Raw genomic sequence first — 15993 nt, 5'->3', positions numbered from 1 at the left:
GCCTCCAGCGGGATTGCCGCCTGCCGGAGCCGTCGGCCTCAGGCACCACTGCACGCTCAGTTTACGATGGATCCTCCCGCGGGCCGTCAGGCCGCCGCGGTGCGTCCGCCGAGATAGGCTGCGCGGATTTCCTCGTTCGACCAGAGCTGTTCCGGTGTGCCGGAGAGCACGAGCTTGCCGGTTTCCAGCACATAGCCGCGATCGGCGACAGAGAGGCCCATCCGGGCGTTCTGCTCGACCAGCAGCACGGTCGTCCCCCGCCGCCTGATCTCGGCGATGATCGCGAAGACCGCCTGGACGATGACAGGGGCCAGGCCGAGCGAAGGCTCGTCGAGCAGCAGGATGCGCGGCTTCGCCATCAGCCCCCGCGCAACCGCGACCATCTGCTGCTGGCCGCCAGAAAGCGTCCAGCCGAGCGCGTTGGCGAAGCGGCGGATGTCCGGGAAGAGGTCGAACATCTCGTCCGCCTCGCGCTTGATCTCCGCGGTCTTCAGCCCGCGCCGGTTCGAGGCGCCGAGCATGATGTTCTCGCGCACGCTCAGGCCCGGAAAGACGCGGCGCCCCTCCGGCACATGAGCGATGCCGCGGCGCACGATCTCCTCGGGCTTGAGGCCCACGATCGATTGCCCGTCGAAGAGGATATCGCCCGAGGCCGGCTTTGCGAGGCCGGAAATGGCTCGCAGCGTGGTCGATTTGCCGGCGCCGTTGGAGCCGAGCAGGGTCACGACCTCGCCGGCCTCGACGACCAGCGAGATGCCGTCGACGGCTTCGATCTCGCCATAGCGGACGATGAGGGATTTGAGTTCAAGCAGGGACATCGGGAGCCGTTCCGAGATAGGCCGCGATTACGTCGGGATGCTTCAGCACATCGGCGGAATAGCCGTCGGCGATGCGGCGGCCGAAGTTCAGCACGGTGATGTGCTGGGCGACCTCGCTCACCAGCGTCATGTCATGGTCGATGATCAGGATGGTGAGGCCGCGGGCCGAGATGCGCTTGAGCAGGTTGCGCAGCTCGACCTTCTCCGAGGAGTTGAGGCCCGCCCCCGGTTCGTCGAGCAGGAGCAGGACCGGATCACCGGCCAGCGCCCGGGCGATCTCGACCGCCCGCTGATGGCCATAGGAGAAGCTCGCCACGATTTCGCCGGCTCGGTCCTCCAGATCGACGAAGGCGAGCGCGGCGCGTGCCCGCGCCATCGCGGCGGCAGGATCGTTCCCGACCGGATTTCCGGGACGCTCGGCGCCGACCATGACGTTTTCCAGCGCCGTCATCGAACGCCAGAGCCGGATATTCTGGAAGGTTCGGCCGAGCCCGGCCTTGGTGCGGGCATGTGGCGGCAGGTCGGTGATGTCCTGCCCGTTGAGCTTGATGGTCCCGGCGGTCGCCCGGTAAAGACCGGAGAGGACGTTCAGCGTCGTGGTCTTGCCGGAGCCGTTTGGACCGATCAGCGCATGGACGCCGCCACGCTTGATGGTGAGATCGACCTCGTCGACCGCCTTCAGGCCGCCGAAATGCTTGGAGAGGCCGCGCACCTCCATGACGGTCTCGGTGCCTTCGCCGCCCCCCGACAACTGGAGAGTCTGGCCCGAGCGGCCCGGCAGAACGGCGCGCTTGAAGCGGTCGAGCTGGCCGCGCAGGAAGCCCCAGATGCCGTCCGGCATGAACAGCACGATCAGGATCACGGCCGCGCCATAGATTGCGAGGTAGAGGCCGGGGATGCTCTTGAGGAAGCGCAGCCATTCCGGGATCAGGATCAGCAGGCCCGTGCCGATGACGGCGCCAATCGGCGAGGCGACGCCGCCAAGCAACACCATGGTCAGGAACACGACCGATTCCGCGAAGGAGAACTGGTCCGGGCTGACATAGGCGAAGCCGCCGGCGAAGAGACCACCACCGATGCCGCCGAGGATGGCGGACAGAGCGAAGGCTGTGACCTTGGTACGGTAGACGTCGATGCCGGCGACGCCGGCGGCGAGCTCGTTGTCGCGCACCGCGCGCATGGCGCGGCCGAGGCGGGTATCGCGCAGACGCCAGACCAGGAAGCCGAGGCCGGCGAGTACCGCGATGCACAGCGCGAGATAGACCGAGCCATCGGTGAAGAGAGGCGGGCGCGGGATGGCGCGCACGCCGTCGGGCCCCTTGGTGACCGGGATCCAGTTGATCAGGACGAGGGTGACGATCTGTTGGAAGGAGATCGTCACCATCGCGAGGTAATGGCCGCCGAGCCGCAGCGTCGAGGCGCCGAGCAATGCGCCGAAGACAGCGGCGATGCCTGTGCCGATCAACAGGCAGATCCAGAAATTCAGGCCGTAATCGGTCTGGCCGAGGCCGACCGCATAGGCGCCGAGCCCGAAGAAGGCGGCCTGCGCCAGATTGATCTGGCCGCACAGGCCCAGCACGATCGTCAGGCCGAGGACCGCGATGGCATAGGTCGTCGCCTGCAGCGAGATGTTGAGCACATAGCCGGTCTTGGGCAGGGCGATGGCGAGAACGATCGCAGCCAGGACGAGCAGGATGTAGGCCGGGATACCCCAGCGCAGGCGTGGCCGGGCATCCCCGGTGGTGGCGGTGGTTTCGGTCGTGCTCATGCTTTTTCCGCCACGCGCTCGCCGAAGATGCCTTGCGGCCGGAAAATCAGGAAGGCGATCAGCACCAGGAAGGCGAAGCCGTCCTTGTAGGGCACCGAGATATAGGCGGCGCCGAAGGTCTCGATGACGCCGAGCGCGAGGCCGCCGATGATCGCGCCCGTGACGTCGCCGAACCCGCCGATGATCGTGGCGGCGAAGGCTTTGAGCGCGATGGTCGCGCCCATGCCGATCGAGACGAAGAGCACCGGCGCCACGAGGATGCCGGCGATGCCGCCGATCACCGCCGAATAGACGAAGGTGATCATGATCATCACGGCGACGGGGATCCCGAGCAGCGAGGCCATCTCCTTGTCCTGCGAGGTCGCCTGCAATTTCTTGCCGAGCAGGGTGTGCTCAAAGAACCAGTATTGCAGCACGACCAGGAGCGCGGTCACGACAATGATCAGGACGTACTGGTTGTCGAGATAGACCGGGCCGAGCATGAAGCCCGGCGTGTCGAACCAGCCCGACAGCACCTCCGGCTCCGGCCCGTGGATGGCGAGCGTGGTGTTGGCCATGAAGATCGAGGCGCCGATCGTCGAGATGATGACCGGCAGATAGGTGCGGTGGCGCAACGGATAATAGACCGCGAGATTGAAGACCGCGCCGAGTGCCGCCATGCCGATCAGCGCGACGATAAAGGCGATCCAGTAGGGCAGGCCGATCTTGACCGAGAAGACCACCATCAGGAAGGCCGCCACCATGGAGAACTCGCCCTGCGCGAAGTTCACGACATTGGTGGCGCGGAAGATCAGGACGAAGCCGAGCGCGACGAGCGCATAGACCGAGCCGATGCCGATCCCGGTGAAAAGAAGCTGAAGAACGAGATCCATCTGTCTACCGCGCTTGCGTGGAGCCGATCGGTCCTTCGGGGTGAACGGCCGGGCCGTTCACCGCAAAAGGCGTGGTACGAGATGCGCCGGGCGCTTCAGGCCGTGCGGGGCATGCCGAGCCCCGGCACGATTGCCGGCCTCCGCCGAGCGGAAGGCCGGCGCGCCCGGCGTGGATCAGCCCAGGTTCGGCGGGAAGTCGATCCGCTTGTCGAACTTGATCTCGCCCTTCTCGTTCTTGACGATGTTGTAGCCGTGCAGGCCGTCGCCGTTCTTGTCGAAGTTGTATTCGCCTTCGGCACCCTTGTGGCTGCGGATGGCCAGCATGGCCTCGCGCACCTTGTTGGGTTCGGTCGAGCCCGCCTTGTTCATCGCCATGGCCAGGCAGGTGACGGCGTCATAGGTCCAGGACGACTGGTTGTCGGGTGCGACCTTGCGGACGTCGCGATAGGCCTTGCCGAAGGCCTTCGAGGCGTCGCTCGAATCCTCGGCGTAATCGGCGAGCCATAGGTGTTGTAGAGCGCCGGGCCGGCGAGCTTGAGCGCCGAGACGTTGACGATCGAGGGCGAGCCGACCCAGGGAATGTTGACGCCGAGTTGGCGCAATTGCCGGGCGAAGATGCCGAGGTCGGTCTCGAAGGTGAAATAGGTGCCGAGGATATCGGCGCCCGACTGCCGCACCGCCAGAACCACCGGCGTGAAATCCTGGCTCTGGTTGGCGTAGCCCTGGTCGAGGGCGAGCGTGGCGCCATTGTCGGGCAGGGCATCGGCAAGGGCCTTTCCACCGGCGGTGCCGAAGGCGTCGGTCGAATGAACGATCGCCCATTTCTTCTTGCCGAGTTCCTTGGCGCCGAACTGCGCGATCACCTTGCCCGAATAGGAATCGTTCGGCCGAAAGCGGAAGAGCCAGGGATTGCCGAGCTTGGTCAGGTTCGGGTCGGTGCCGCCGAAGCCGACGGGCTTGCCGATCTTCAGCATGTCGGGCGCCATCGCATGCATCTGCGTGGAGCGGATCGAGCCGAGGAAGGCGACGATGTCGGGCTGGCTGGCGAGCTTGGAGAAGGCGAGGACCGCGCCGGGATTGGTGGTCTGGTCGTCCTCGAAGATCAGTTCGAGCGGCTTGCCGAGCACGCCGCCGGCCTTGTTGACCTGTTCGAGCGCGATCTTGGCGCCGGTCTGGGCGAAAGAGCCGGACTCGGCGGCGGCGCCGGTCATCGGCACGACCATGCCGAGCTTGACGGTGGCGCCCTGGGCGTAGGCGGTCCGCATGACGGCCGGGGCGGCAATGGTACCGGCGAGAACGGTCGTAAACCCGCGACGGGTCAGGTGCATCGTTATCCTCCCGATTTAATGGATTAGATCGGATCTGAGCGCCCGATTGCCGTCATGATGAAATATCTGCGCGCCCGTCTGCACTGAGTCTTTCATCATCCTTTAGTCTATGCCTCACAGCCGTCGTCGTAGGGCCCGCGCCGCCTTCGCGAACAGCTCTGCGCGGGGGGCTGCGCCGGCTGAAACCTCCTCTATTTGATCGTGGGCATCACGCGGTTTCTGGCCCGCAGGGCACGGCCGGAGGGCGCGCGAAGCCGGCTCGGAAAATTCTTTTGACGCAGGGCGTCGTGCCCGTTGCCAGATTGGTTCCTTCGAATTAATAAAGATACGACATAAACCATGAGTAGACCAACGAATGCTCAACCAGAATGTGGCGCGAGGCCTCTTCCTCGCTGCGCTGGTGCTGTTCTTCGCCTCGAACGCACTGCGATATCCCATTGGTGACCTGGCCCATGCCGGCCCCGGCCTGTTTCCGCTTCTGATCTGCGTGCCCTTGCTGATCATCGCCGGGGCCATCATCCTGCAGGCGCGCTTCTCCGAGCCGGTGCCTCTGCAATTCAATCCGAAGAACATCGCCCTGATCATGGCGAGCCTCGTCGGCTTCGTGATCGCCTCCGAATATGTGAACGCCATCGCCGGGATCATCGTGCTGGTCTTCGTCGCCGGCCTCGCGGGGACGACCTACTCCTGGATGCGCAACATCAAGATCGCGCTCGGCCTGATCGTGGTGGCCTATGTCTTCCAGCGCTTCCTCGGCCTGAATCTGAGATTGATCTGATGGAAGTCCTCCAGAACCTCGCCTTTGGCTTCAGCCACGCGCTCACCCCGGAAAACCTGCTCTACTGCGCCATCGGCTGCGTCGTCGGCACGCTCGTTGGCCTGCTGCCGGGCCTGGGTCCGCTGGCGACGATCAGCCTGCTGCTGCCGCTGACCTACTCGATCCCGACCGGCGGAGCGCTGATCATGCTCGCCGGCATCTATTACGGCGCGCAATATGGCGACAGCGTCAGCGCCATCACGATGAAGATCCCGCACGCCTCCAGCATCGTGGCCTGCATCGACGGCTACCAGATGACACTGAAGGGCAAGACGGGGCTCGCGCTCTTCACGGCCGGCGTCTCCAGCTTCATCGGCGGCACCGTCGCGATCGTGGTCCTGGCGTCGCTTGCGCCGCTGCTCGGCAGCGTCGCCCTGCAATTCGGCCCGACCGATTACTGTGCGTTGATGCTGTTCGGTTTCGTCTGCGTCAGCTTCGTCACCACCGGCAGCCTGCTGAACGGCCTGGCGATGTGCCTGGTCGGCGTGCTGCTCGGGCAGGTCGGCACTGACCTCGAAACCGGCATGGAGCGCTTCACCATGGGCCTGCCCTCGCTGATCGATGGCGTCAGCCTGGTCAGCCTGGCGCTCGGCTGTTTCGGCATCGCCGAGATCACCAAGAATCTCGATGCGAAAGAGGAGCGCACGCCGTTCAACGGCAAGATCAAGCTGATGCCGACCTGGCCTGAGTTCAAGCGCATCATTCCGAGCGCGCTGCGCGGCAGCATCGTCGGCTCCTTTCTCGGCATCTTGCCGGGCGGAGGTCCGGTGATCGCGCAATTCGCCGCTTACGGCCTCGACAAGAAGGTGAGCAAATACAGGGACGAGATCGGTTCGGGCGCGATCGAGGGTGTCGCCGGGCAGGCTGCGGCCGATGAAGCCGCCGCCCGCACGAGCTTCATTCCGCTGATGAGCATCGGCATCCCCGAGAATGCGGTGATGGCGCTGATGATGGCGGCCTTCATCATCAAGGGCATCCAGCCCGGCCCGAACATGATCGCCAAGCACCCCGACCTGTTCTGGGGGCTCGTCGCGAGCATGTGGATCGGCAACTGCTTCCTGCTCTTGCTCAACGTGCCGCTGGTGCGGTTCTGGCTCTCCGTCTTCAAGATTCCCTATAATGTGCTGTTCCCGTCGATCCTCTTCTTCTGCTGCATCGGCACCTTCAGCATCAACAACAGCCTCCACGACATCTACACGACGGCGGCCTTCGGCCTGATCGGCTACATCATGATGCGGCTCTCCTTCGACCCTGCGCCGCTGATGCTCGGCTTCATCCTGGGGCCGATGCTGGAAGAGTACTTCAGACGCTCGATGCTGCTGAGCCGCGGCAGCTTCCTGACCTTCTTCGAGCATCCGATCAGTGCAACGCTGCTGTCGCTGCTGGCGCTGTTCACCGGCTGGCAGATCTTGACTGCGCTGAAGGGACGAAAGGCCGCTGCCACGGGCAAGGCTCAGCCGGCTTCGAGCTGAACCGGCGGCTCCGCTGACCTTGGCTATTTCTTGCACGACGGGCGTCACCGCCTCGATGGCCGCGGGCTCTGGAGTGCCGGTCGGCAGCCCCCGTCGCCGCAGGACGGCAGAAACAGACAGCCTCGCCTCAGAGCGAGGCTGTCCGGTCGGTGGGTCCTATCTTGCCTTGTTCAGAGCGTCGGCAATCCTGTCCTTGAGGGACAGCCGCTCTTTACGTAGCGCCGCTTCGGCGTCCTCGCTGAGCGCTGCAATCCGGGTCTCGGCCCGATGAATCTGGTCGTTCACTTCGTCGTACTCTTCCAGAATCCGCAAGAGTTCCGGGCTGCTCACCTTCAGGGCGTGGATCGCATCCATCTGGTCGGGAAATTCATCGCGAAGTGTGTGCGGCGTGTTTGACAATGTCCTGTTCTCCGTAAGTTTCCCCATGCGCTCCAGACCGACGGGGCAAATCACTGGCATGCCTCACGCGAGGCCGCATACGTGAAGGGTCTGGACGGTGCTTTATGGCTTTTCGACGCGAACAACCCGATAGACATGGTAATCCGGCCGTCTGCCGATTGAGATGTACTCACCGATCAGGAAACGTTCTTCGCCAAGACGAAAGCCGAGTTCGTCGTCGCTTTCTCCTGCTTCGTAGTCGAAATACCATTGGCCGCCGGGCTTGCGCCGCAATCGACCGATTTTTTCTTCCTGGCCCTCGTCGAACCGGCGCACCCGACATGCCGTTTGATGATTTTTCCACTCCACCGGATCGAGACGATTTTCGTCGTCCAGCGGAACCAGGAGATCGTACCCTTGATCCTCCTCGCCGGAAGGATGGCCCTTTTCCCGCGCGAGGAGCAGTCGCACATGGCGGAAGCTGGATGGCAGGTCTTTGGCGTGAACCATGATCGGGATGCCCTTTCGACATCCCTCATAACTTGCGGGGCAGCGTTTTCCCTTGATTTGCGTCAAGGTGAACCGAAGCTTGGAGAAGTCCTCAGCGCCGGTCAGGCTCCCGATGACAGGAAACCGTCTGGAAGTGTGCGAAAGCATCCGTCATCGCCCGACGACCCGTAAACGAGCGGCACGGGGTCTTTTTCGGGAGGGGATGAAAGCCTACGCCGAGCGGAGAGCTCTCTTTCGGTCGCCCCTGAGTCCGCTTTCTGGGCCAATATCGGATGCAGCTGGCAACGCCAAAACTGACGATGACCGTGGATCTCCCGGCATGCCGGGCTTCGGGAGTTCCAAATCTGCTGCTCAGCCCCGCATGCTGCCCGTTTCGATGAAGCGCTGGTGCCAGGACAGCGCTTCGCCGGGCAGGCAGGGCGACTGCTGACCGTAGGATCCGGCCTGGGCTCGGCGGAAATAATCTTCCAGCGCGGGCCGGTAGCCCGGATGAGCGCAGTTGGCGATGATCGTGCGGGCGCGCTGCTTCGGACTGAGGCCACGCAGATCGGCCAGGCCCTGCTCGGTCACGATCACCTGCACGTCCTGAGTGATGTGGTCGACATGGCTCGCCTGCGGGACGATGGCCGAGATCGCGCCACCCTTGGCTGTCGACGGGGTCATGAAGATCGAGACGAAGGCGTTGCGCGCGAAATCGCCGGAGCCACCGATGCCGTTCTGGATGCGCGAGCCCATGATATGGGTCGAATTGACGTTGCCGTAGATGTCGGCCTCGATCAGCCCGTTCATGGCGATGCAGCCGAGCCGGCGCACTAGTTCGGGGTGGTTGCTGATCTCCTGCGGCCGCAGGATCATCTTGTCGCGGTAGCGCGCCATGCCGGCATTGAGCTTCGCTGCCGCCTCCGGGCTGACCGAAAAGGCGGTCGCCGACGCCAGCACGAGCTTGCCGGCGTCGATCAGGTCGATCATGCCGTCCTGGATGACTTCGGTATAGGCGGTGAGGTTCTCGAAGGGCGCATCGAGCAGGCCGGAGAGCACGGCATTGGTGATGTTGCCGACGCCGGACTGCAGCGGCAGCAGCGAGGCGGGCAGCCGGCCCCGGGCGACCTCGTGGCGCAGGAACTCGATGAGGTGGCCGGCGATGGCGCTGGCCGTCTCGTCCGGCGGTGCATAGGGCAGGTTGCGGTCGGGCGATTCGGTCTCGACGATCGCGACGATCTTGTTGGAATCGCAGCGCAGATAGGCCTCGCCGATCCGGTCCTGCGGCTTCACCAGCGGGATCGGCACGCGGTGCGGCGGCAGGGCCGTGCCGTAGTAGATGTCGTGCATGCCTTCGAGCTCGGCGCTCTGCCAGCGATTGACCTCGAGGATGACCTTGTCGGCCCTGTCGAGCCAGGTCTTGTTGTTGCCGATCGAGGAGGAGGGGATCAGGGAGCCGTCCGGTCGGATGCCGGAGACCTCGATCACCGCGACGTCGAGCGGCCCAAGGAAGCCTTGCCAGGCCATCGGCGCGACCTGGGAGAGATGCATGTCGAAATACTCCATCTCGCCGCGGTTGATCTTCTCGCGCGCGATGGGATCGGAATTGTAGGGCAGGCGGAACTCGATCCCGTCGGCCTTGGCCAGAGCGCCGTCGAGCTCGGGGCCGGTCGAGGCTCCGGTCCAGACGCGGACACGGAACGGCTGGCCAGCGCGGTGCGCGGCTTCGATGCGTTCGGCGAGCGCTAGCGGCACCGCCTTCGGATAGCCTGAGCCCGTGAAGCCGCTCAATCCCAGGGTCATGCCGCTCTGGATGAGTGCCGCCGCATCCTGCGCGCTCATCACCTTCGCGCGTAGTGGCGCGTTCGCAATTCTCGACATTTCGGATCCCGCCTTGCTCGGCCACCTTTGGCCTGTCGGCCGTAGCGTCAGTCAAGCCCGTTGCTACGAAAGGCCTATGCGCTTGCGACGCGTGCGACCGGAGCTATCGCCGTGGTGTGAGGCCGGGATAAGGTCCGGCGCTTGATGATTGTCTAAAGCGCGCCGAGTCATGGAACCTGTCGTTACCGTTCTGACCTTGCTTGCAGCCGTTGTGATCAGCGGCTCCCTTGCTCGCTGGACAAAGCTGCCTTTGCCGCTCGTCCAAATCGGACTCGGTGCGGTGATTGCCGTGTCGGTCGTGCCGACCGTTTATCTCGATCCGGATCTGTTCTTCGTCCTTTTCCTGCCGCCGCTCCTCTTTCTGGACGGCTGGCGCATTCCGAAAGCGCATCTGGTTCGCGACAGGCGAGTGATCCTTGAGCTCGCGCTCGGGCTCGTGCTGTTCACGGTATTGGGCGTGGGCCTCCTGATCCACTGGCTCATTCCTGCGATGCCCCTTGCCGTGGCGTTCGCCCTGGCCGCAATCGTCTCACCGACCGATCCCATCGCAGTCACCGCGATTGCGTCGCGCACCCGTATTCCGAAGCGGCTGATGCATATCCTGGAAGGCGAAGCACTGCTCAACGATGCCTCGGGCCTGGTTTGCATGCGCTTTGCCGTGGCGGCAGTGTTGACCGGCACGTTCTCGCTGCAAGAGGCGCTCGCGACTTTCGTGTGGCTCGCTCTTGGCGGGGTTTTGATCGGCGTCGGCCTTACCTGGGCCGTCTCCGCTGCCAAGCAATGGATCACGAGCAGGGTCGGCGAGGACACGAGTTCGCAGATACTGATCAGCGTGCTCATCCCTTTCGGCGCTTATCTCGTCGCCGAGCATTTCCACTGTTCCGGCATTCTGGCGGTGGTCGCGGCCGGTATCACGATGAGTTTCATCGAAGGAACCGGGCAGGCGCTCGCTGTCACCCGCATCCGACGCGCGGCCGTCTGGGACATGATCCAGTTCGCGGCCAACGGCGTGATCTTCGTTCTGCTCGGGGAGCAGATGCCCGGAATTCTGAATGGAGCCGTGAGCGCCGTGCGAGCTGCCGGCCACCACCAACCGTTGCTGCTGGCAGGCTACGTTCTGGCGATCAGCCTGGCGCTTTGCGTGTTGCGTTTCGTCTGGGTCTGGGTCTCACTTCGCTTCACGATGTTCAGGGCCTCGCGAAAAGGCGAGCCCATCCCTCTGGTTGGCTGGCGCATAATCGCGGCGACATCGCTTGCAGGTGTGCGCGGGGCTATCACGCTCGCCGGTGTGATGACGTTGCCGTTTGCCCTCCGCGACGGCTCGCCCTTTCCGGCAAGAGAACTCGCGATCTTCCTGGCCGCCGGGGTTATCGTGGTTTCGCTGGTCGTGGCCAGCATCGTGCTGCCCCCGCTCCTCAGAAACCTCAAACTTCCCGCCGAAGATTTCGATCAGGAGGAAATCGACCAAGCCCGCGACAGAGCGGCGCGTGCGGCCATCAAAGCCATCGAGCGGGCCCAGCATGAAATGGCGGCCGGGCGCTCGGATGCTGACCTCTACACGGAGGGCGCATTACGCGTGATGGAGACTTATCGACAAAGGATCGAAGGGCGCCCGAAAAATATCGAAGGAACTTTTCATGGTCGCCGCCTGGAGGCCATCGAGAGAAAGCTGAGAGTGGCGGGGCTTCGCGCTGAACGCGCCGAAATCTACCGATTGTCGCGCCGTCGCGAACTGCACGAAGAGGCCGCCCAGAAGATGATCCGGGATATCGACCTGCTGGAAACGCGGTACACAGGCTAAGCACAAGACATGGCCCCCAAATTTCAGCTATCGCCGTCGAAGGCAAAGGCGGCGCACATAACCGGTGAGCAGTTTCGCTATGGGCTCCGGCAGGTGAACTTGGCGCCGGACCGGTTTGCGCAGCAGTTCTGCAATGGCCGGATCAGCCGCGTTCACGATTGGCTGAATGATGAGCCACCACTTCCGCCGCGGGTGCAGGTGCTGTGGCCTGCCCCGATGATGACGCCGGAAGCTCGGTCGCGGGCAATTGCGATGGCGGAACAGTTGACCACAGCGGCGTCGTCAGGCGCGTAGGCCGGGAGCTTGGAACTTGATCATTCGCTTGTCTTTGACTGCGCTCCTTGTCGCCAGTCCTGCGCTTTCGGAGCCGAGGCAGTTCGCCATCGAGCAATGTGCCGCATGCCATGGCGAAGATGGTATCGCGCGAGATATCGAGGTGCCTCACCTGGCGGGGCAGAATGAACGCTACTTGTTCAATCAGATATTGGCCTTCAAGTCGGGCAAGCGCGCTCATAAGGAAATGCGCTACATGGCTCGCGAGCTGTCCACGGCCGAAATCGCCGCTCTCGCTGCCTATTACGCGTCCCTTCCGGCGCGATAGAGAGCGAAGCGGCAGGAACTCCGGCTTAGGCCGGTCACCTGCGGCGGATGGAGGGCTGCCGCGAGGACAGCCGCCGTGCCGACTTTCCGCGGTCGTCGGAGTGTTAGCCGATTTGTCCCAGATGGTCGCATGATTGGCCGCAATGAGGCGCGCGAACGGGCTTGTCTTCTGCGCGACCTGGAGCCTCCTCGTCATCTCCAACTCGCGCCTGGCGCTCTATGCGGGCCTAACCAGGGTGTGCCTCGGCCGCAGCACGCCTGTGCGGGCCGGCACCTCTATGCCGTCGCGGCCTCGGCAAGCCCGTCGGCCGTCGATGGCTGCTGTGCGCCGTATCTCTCGATGGCGCAGGTCTTGAGGTTTCCGGTGAAGAGAATGCCGGTAATGGGGAGGGCCGGCTCTGCTGGAAGGGTTTCGTGCCGAACGCTGTCTTTGGGCACATGCAATTTGTGCCCGGCGGCGGCGGTCCCTCCGGAGAGTGTCAGCGCGCGCGTCTGCTGCATGTCGAGAAGCGTTGGACCATATAAAAACTCGAAGCTGAGCATCGAGACCAGGAACTTGTAGGTGCCGTCGCGCACGCCGCCCTTGAGCAGCGCGGCGCGGTGCATCTCGTCACCGGCCTGCAGATCAAGCGGCGGGATGCGAGGCTCGCAGACATAGCTCAATGCGAGCAGCATGCCCTTGTCGATGTCGAAACGGAGCCGGTCCCGCCCGAGATCCACGGCTGCCACCGAGAAGCGGCGGTTGGCATATTCGACGACGGGCCGTCCGAGCCGCTTGGCCAGCCAGGCGCCATCGAACGCGCGGGCGTTGGCGAAATGCTCGGGATCGATCGCGGGCGGCAGCGCTGCGGGGCGTTGAGGGGCGGCGAGGGCCTGCTCCAGCTCGTCGGCGATCAGGTTGGCGACGATGGTCGTCGCCACCGGCCGGGCATAATGGCCCTGATCGGAGTAGAAGCTCGCATGGCCGACGACATCGCGCCCGAGGCGCTGCATCAGCAACTGCGAGACATCGATGCAGATCGTCCCGTACCAGCGCGAGATATAGGCGATCCCCGCGTCGATCGCGGGCACGGACGTCAGGAACGAACCGTTGCGGGCGCCGAAGATGAGGGTGGCGATCCTGAGCTTGGGGTTGCGCTCGCGGGCGAAGCGGATGAGGCCCTCGTAAAAGCGGGCCCAGTGCCGAAACGGGCGCCGCTCGTCGCCATAGACGAAGGCGTCATTGAGCGCATATTCGATGAGCAGCAGGTCGCAATCGGCGAGCTCCTGCTCATGCAGCTTGAGCTGGTGGAGGCCGAAGGCGCTGGTCGTGCCGCCGACCGAGAGATCCGCGACGATGTCGAGCGCCACGCCGCGCCGCGCCATGACCGACAAGAGCGAGGACAGGTAGCCGGGCTGCATGACGGTATTGGAACCGCCGATGATCAGGGTTTTCAGCGTCACGGCGTCACCGCGGCCCGGCCGGCGGAAGAAAGTTCGCCGCAGCGCCAGATGCCATAGGTGGTCGCGTCCCAGTCGAAATAGAAGGCGGCCGCGATCCGCCCCGCGCGCATAAGGTCCGCGAAGCGCTCGCGGGTCGCCTTGACCAGGCGCTCGCGGCGGCTGTCGTCTGCCGGGCAGGTCTTTGCGGTGTTGGCGAAGCCCCATTCGGTGACCCAGCAGGGCTTGCCCTCCGCCGGGCGCGAGCGGCAGATCGAAAGGGCCTGCTCGACATGCTGCTCGCGGGCGGCGGGCGAGCCATCGCCGCCGGGATAGACATGGATGCCATAGCCATCGGCGGCCTGATCGAGCCCATGCTCGCGCATCAGCGCGGTGAAGCTCGCCGGGTCGATGCTATCGATGCCGCGCCGGTCGGCATGCTCCGGCGGGATGTCCGAGAGGCCGGCCGAGACGACCTTGGCGCCGGCACTGAGCTTCGTCTTCGCCAGTTCCGCGCGGGTGACCTTCAGCAGTTGGACGTAATTCGCCGCGCCGCGTGCGACCGCATCCGGATCCGCCAGATCCTGGAGCGAGCGGGCCGTGCGCGTATTGGCTTCGGGCCTGATCTCCAGATCGCCGTTATAGGCGCCCCAATTGATCTCGTTGCCGGGTTCGACGGCGAGGAGAGCGACGCCGAGCCGATCGATCCGTTGCAGGGCATCGCCCAGGGCCGCCCGGAAGAGCTCCGGCGAGACGTCGGAGAGGCGATACATGTCCCAGATGCGGCCGCGGCCGGAGCGCGGCTTCGTTCCTTCGGGATAGAGGGCGGCGTTGTTGAGCGAAATCTCGAGCAGGATGGCGAGGCCCTTCTGATGGGCAAGCCGGACGGCGTCGATGCTGGCGTCCATCGGATTCGTGAGAGAAAGCCGCACCGCGCGGATGCCGCTCTGCGCGATCTGATCCAGCACCTTCTCGCGGCCGGCGGCATCGAGCCAAGCGAGATTGACGCGGTTGACGCCGAACTGCGTGGGGGCGGTGGCGGGCGCGGCGAGAGCAGCCGCCGCCGCCAGGCCCGACGCCGCGACGAAGGGGATCAGGCGGGGCAGCAGCGCCGGCCGTCCGGCGTGCCGGCTTCGCCGCATGGCTTCGCGCGCGCCTCCTGCCATCAGCGGATCCCGATATCCTTGAGCGCCGCGTAGAAGTTCTCCTCGCAGGCCGCGTAGCGATGGATCGCAGCCGGCACGTCGATCTTGGAAAGGAAATCCTGCAGGAAGGCCTTCTTCTTCGCTTCGCGATTCCAGACGGACGCCTCGATATAGGGGAAGCCCACGAAATCGAGCATCTCGCGCATGCGGTCGTCGACCGCGATCATCAGCGCCGGCACGCCGGCCTGCATGCCGATGATCGAACCGTGGAAGCGGCGGCCGAAGCAGAAATCCTGTCCCGATACCCAGCTGCGCCACTTATGCGTGTCGAAGAAGACGCGGAACTCGCAGTTCCGCTGCCATTTCTCGGAATGCTTGTACTCGGTCCTGGCTATGATGCGGCCAGCGGCCTGGTCGTAGGCGTCGCCGGTCTCGTCGGCGAGGATGTTGAGGTTGTAGACGGTGATCTCGTCCTGAATGACATAGCTCGCGACGCTGTCCTGCCGCAGCAGGGCATGGGCATCGACGATGGTGTCCGGCACGCTGCCGAGATAGCCGCCGAAGGCGATCTTCTGGGAATCGGCGAGATCGGGATCGGCGAGGTGGCTGAGCGAGCGCTTCATCGCGGCCGGCTCGTAATACAATGACGGACAGCCGGTCGGGCGGACGTATTTCAAGCCCTCGGCCTTGAGGAAATCGGCCGTGAAATGGCCCCGCGTCAGAAAGAAGCTTTCCTTCTTCTTGAGCACGTTGAGGAAGCGGCGCGTGCCTTCGGGCAGTGCGTCCTGGAGGTTCTCCTTCTTCTGGATGCCAATACCCATGACCACGATCGGCATGTTGAGCCGCTCGAACACGAAGGACTCGGTCGTCGCCGCATAGCCCGGCCGCAGCAGGTTGGCCGAGGCGAACAAGCACAGATCGAAGCTCTGGTTCAGCTTCTCGTAGGTTTCCGGCGAATTGACGTTGTTCGCCAGATGCCAGAACGGCACGTAGGTTACGTCGTGGCCGCGCACGCTGTGAGCGGCACCTTCCCCGATCAGGTAGTTGCCGGTGTTGGCGATCTTCTTGACCTGGTCGATCAGGTCCGTTTTGGTCCGCACCGTCTCGAAATACGGGCGGTGCCTGACGGTCGCTCCCGATGCGCTCTCGACGGTCCGCATCAGGTAGGATGGTATGCCCGTGACCATGATCCGCATGTCAGTCTG

Annotated in this window: 13 protein-coding genes and 1 pseudogene; 4 read left to right on the top strand and 10 right to left on the bottom strand. The window is 64.4% G+C overall.

The window, feature by feature from the left end; all coding sequences use genetic code 11:
• Nucleotides 1-86: 86 nt before the first annotated feature.
• The 4 genes and pseudogenes from AB4Z10_RS03945 to AB4Z10_RS03930 form a co-directional block, all read right to left on the bottom strand.
• The gene (locus tag AB4Z10_RS03945; RefSeq protein WP_441469076.1) at nt 87-818 is read right to left on the bottom strand and encodes an ABC transporter ATP-binding protein; all 732 of its coding nucleotides are present in this window, start codon (nt 816-818) and stop codon (nt 87-89) included.
• Nucleotides 805-2586 carry a branched-chain amino acid ABC transporter ATP-binding protein/permease gene (locus AB4Z10_RS03940; RefSeq protein WP_441469075.1) on the bottom strand — a complete coding sequence of 594 codons (1782 nt, stop codon included), beginning with the start codon at nt 2584-2586 and terminating at the stop codon, nt 805-807. The genes AB4Z10_RS03945 and AB4Z10_RS03940 overlap by 14 nt, the downstream gene beginning before the upstream one ends.
• Nucleotides 2583-3458: a branched-chain amino acid ABC transporter permease gene (locus tag AB4Z10_RS03935; protein ID WP_441469074.1), complete on the bottom strand. Its 876-nt coding sequence runs from the start codon at nt 3456-3458 to the stop codon at nt 2583-2585. Before AB4Z10_RS03935 ends, AB4Z10_RS03940 begins: the two co-directional genes overlap by 4 nt.
• A 174-nt stretch (nt 3459-3632) precedes the next feature.
• A pseudogene (locus AB4Z10_RS03930) lies at nt 3633-4786 on the bottom strand (ABC transporter substrate-binding protein).
• 355 nt (nt 4787-5141) lie between these two features.
• Between AB4Z10_RS03930 and AB4Z10_RS03925 the strand changes: the two are divergent.
• Nucleotides 5142-5564 (top strand): tripartite tricarboxylate transporter TctB family protein, encoded by a 423-nt coding sequence (locus AB4Z10_RS03925; protein ID WP_441469073.1) that lies wholly within the window; start codon nt 5142-5144, stop codon nt 5562-5564.
• Nucleotides 5564-7075 carry a tripartite tricarboxylate transporter permease gene (locus AB4Z10_RS03920; RefSeq protein WP_441469072.1) on the top strand — a complete coding sequence of 504 codons (1512 nt, stop codon included), beginning with the start codon at nt 5564-5566 and terminating at the stop codon, nt 7073-7075. The genes AB4Z10_RS03925 and AB4Z10_RS03920 overlap by 1 nt, the downstream gene beginning before the upstream one ends.
• A gap of 156 nt (nt 7076-7231) precedes the next feature.
• Here AB4Z10_RS03920 and AB4Z10_RS03915 read toward each other — a convergent pair whose 3' ends face one another.
• From AB4Z10_RS03915 to AB4Z10_RS03905, 3 genes are all read right to left on the bottom strand, one after another.
• Nucleotides 7232-7474, bottom strand: a complete 243-nt coding sequence (locus AB4Z10_RS03915; RefSeq protein ID WP_441469071.1) for a YdcH family protein — start codon at nt 7472-7474, stop codon at nt 7232-7234.
• Nucleotides 7475-7576: 102 nt separating this feature from the next.
• Nucleotides 7577-8110 carry a hypothetical protein gene (locus tag AB4Z10_RS03910; RefSeq protein ID WP_441469070.1) on the bottom strand — a complete coding sequence of 178 codons (534 nt, stop codon included), beginning with the start codon at nt 8108-8110 and terminating at the stop codon, nt 7577-7579.
• Nucleotides 8111-8314: 204 nt separating this feature from the next.
• Nucleotides 8315-9823, bottom strand: coding sequence for an acetyl-CoA hydrolase/transferase family protein (locus tag AB4Z10_RS03905; RefSeq protein ID WP_441469069.1), 1509 nt, complete (start codon nt 9821-9823; stop codon nt 8315-8317).
• Between the two features lie 169 nt (nt 9824-9992).
• Between AB4Z10_RS03905 and AB4Z10_RS03900 the strand changes: the two genes are divergently transcribed.
• Together AB4Z10_RS03900 and AB4Z10_RS03895 are read left to right on the top strand one after the other, a co-directional pair.
• Complete coding sequence (locus AB4Z10_RS03900) at nt 9993-11624, top strand: Na+/H+ antiporter (protein WP_441469068.1); 1632 nt, start codon at nt 9993-9995, stop codon at nt 11622-11624.
• 310 nt (nt 11625-11934) lie between these two features.
• Complete coding sequence (locus AB4Z10_RS03895; RefSeq protein WP_441469067.1) at nt 11935-12225, top strand: c-type cytochrome; 291 nt, start codon at nt 11935-11937, stop codon at nt 12223-12225.
• A 275-nt stretch (nt 12226-12500) separates the two neighbouring features.
• Here AB4Z10_RS03895 and AB4Z10_RS03890 read toward each other — a convergent pair whose 3' ends face one another.
• From AB4Z10_RS03890 to AB4Z10_RS03880, 3 genes are read right to left on the bottom strand one after another with little or no spacing between them, the layout of a single operon-like run.
• On the bottom strand, nt 12501-13667 hold the full coding sequence (locus AB4Z10_RS03890; RefSeq protein ID WP_441469066.1) for an SGNH/GDSL hydrolase family protein: 1167 nt from the start codon (nt 13665-13667) through the stop codon (nt 12501-12503).
• Nucleotides 13664-14809 carry a glycoside hydrolase gene (locus AB4Z10_RS03885; protein WP_441469065.1) on the bottom strand — a complete coding sequence of 382 codons (1146 nt, stop codon included), beginning with the start codon at nt 14807-14809 and terminating at the stop codon, nt 13664-13666. Before AB4Z10_RS03885 ends, AB4Z10_RS03890 begins: the two co-directional genes overlap by 4 nt.
• Complete coding sequence (locus AB4Z10_RS03880) at nt 14809-15984, bottom strand: polysaccharide pyruvyl transferase family protein (RefSeq protein ID WP_441469064.1); 1176 nt, start codon at nt 15982-15984, stop codon at nt 14809-14811. The genes AB4Z10_RS03885 and AB4Z10_RS03880 overlap by 1 nt, the downstream gene beginning before the upstream one ends.
• Between the last annotated feature and the right edge of the window lie 9 nt (nt 15985-15993).

This window comes from Allobosea sp. RAF48, assembly GCF_052114025.1.
In the GTDB taxonomy this organism is placed as follows: domain Bacteria; phylum Pseudomonadota; class Alphaproteobacteria; order Rhizobiales; family Beijerinckiaceae; genus Allobosea.
Note: the sequence above shows the minus strand (reverse complement) of the source record. Positions and strands in the feature narration are given on the sequence as shown.

Excerpts from the sequence above, each read along its gene's own strand:
- AB4Z10_RS03935 (WP_441469074.1), bottom strand. The coding sequence starts at position 3,458 with ATGGATCTCGTTCTTCAGCTTCTTTTCACCGGGATCGGCATCGGCTCG.
- AB4Z10_RS03905 (WP_441469069.1), bottom strand. The coding sequence starts at position 9,823 with ATGTCGAGAATTGCGAACGCGCCACTACGCGCGAAGGTGATGAGCGCG.
- AB4Z10_RS03945 (WP_441469076.1), bottom strand. The coding sequence starts at position 818 with ATGTCCCTGCTTGAACTCAAATCCCTCATCGTCCGCTATGGCGAGATC.
- AB4Z10_RS03925 (WP_441469073.1), top strand. The coding sequence starts at position 5,142 with ATGCTCAACCAGAATGTGGCGCGAGGCCTCTTCCTCGCTGCGCTGGTG.
- AB4Z10_RS03940 (WP_441469075.1), bottom strand. The coding sequence starts at position 2,586 with ATGAGCACGACCGAAACCACCGCCACCACCGGGGATGCCCGGCCACGC.
- AB4Z10_RS03900 (WP_441469068.1), top strand. The coding sequence starts at position 9,993 with ATGGAACCTGTCGTTACCGTTCTGACCTTGCTTGCAGCCGTTGTGATC.
- AB4Z10_RS03910 (WP_441469070.1), bottom strand. The coding sequence starts at position 8,110 with ATGCTTTCGCACACTTCCAGACGGTTTCCTGTCATCGGGAGCCTGACC.
- AB4Z10_RS03880 (WP_441469064.1), bottom strand. The coding sequence starts at position 15,984 with ATGCGGATCATGGTCACGGGCATACCATCCTACCTGATGCGGACCGTC.
- AB4Z10_RS03920 (WP_441469072.1), top strand. The coding sequence starts at position 5,564 with ATGGAAGTCCTCCAGAACCTCGCCTTTGGCTTCAGCCACGCGCTCACC.
- AB4Z10_RS03885 (WP_441469065.1), bottom strand. The coding sequence starts at position 14,809 with ATGGCAGGAGGCGCGCGCGAAGCCATGCGGCGAAGCCGGCACGCCGGA.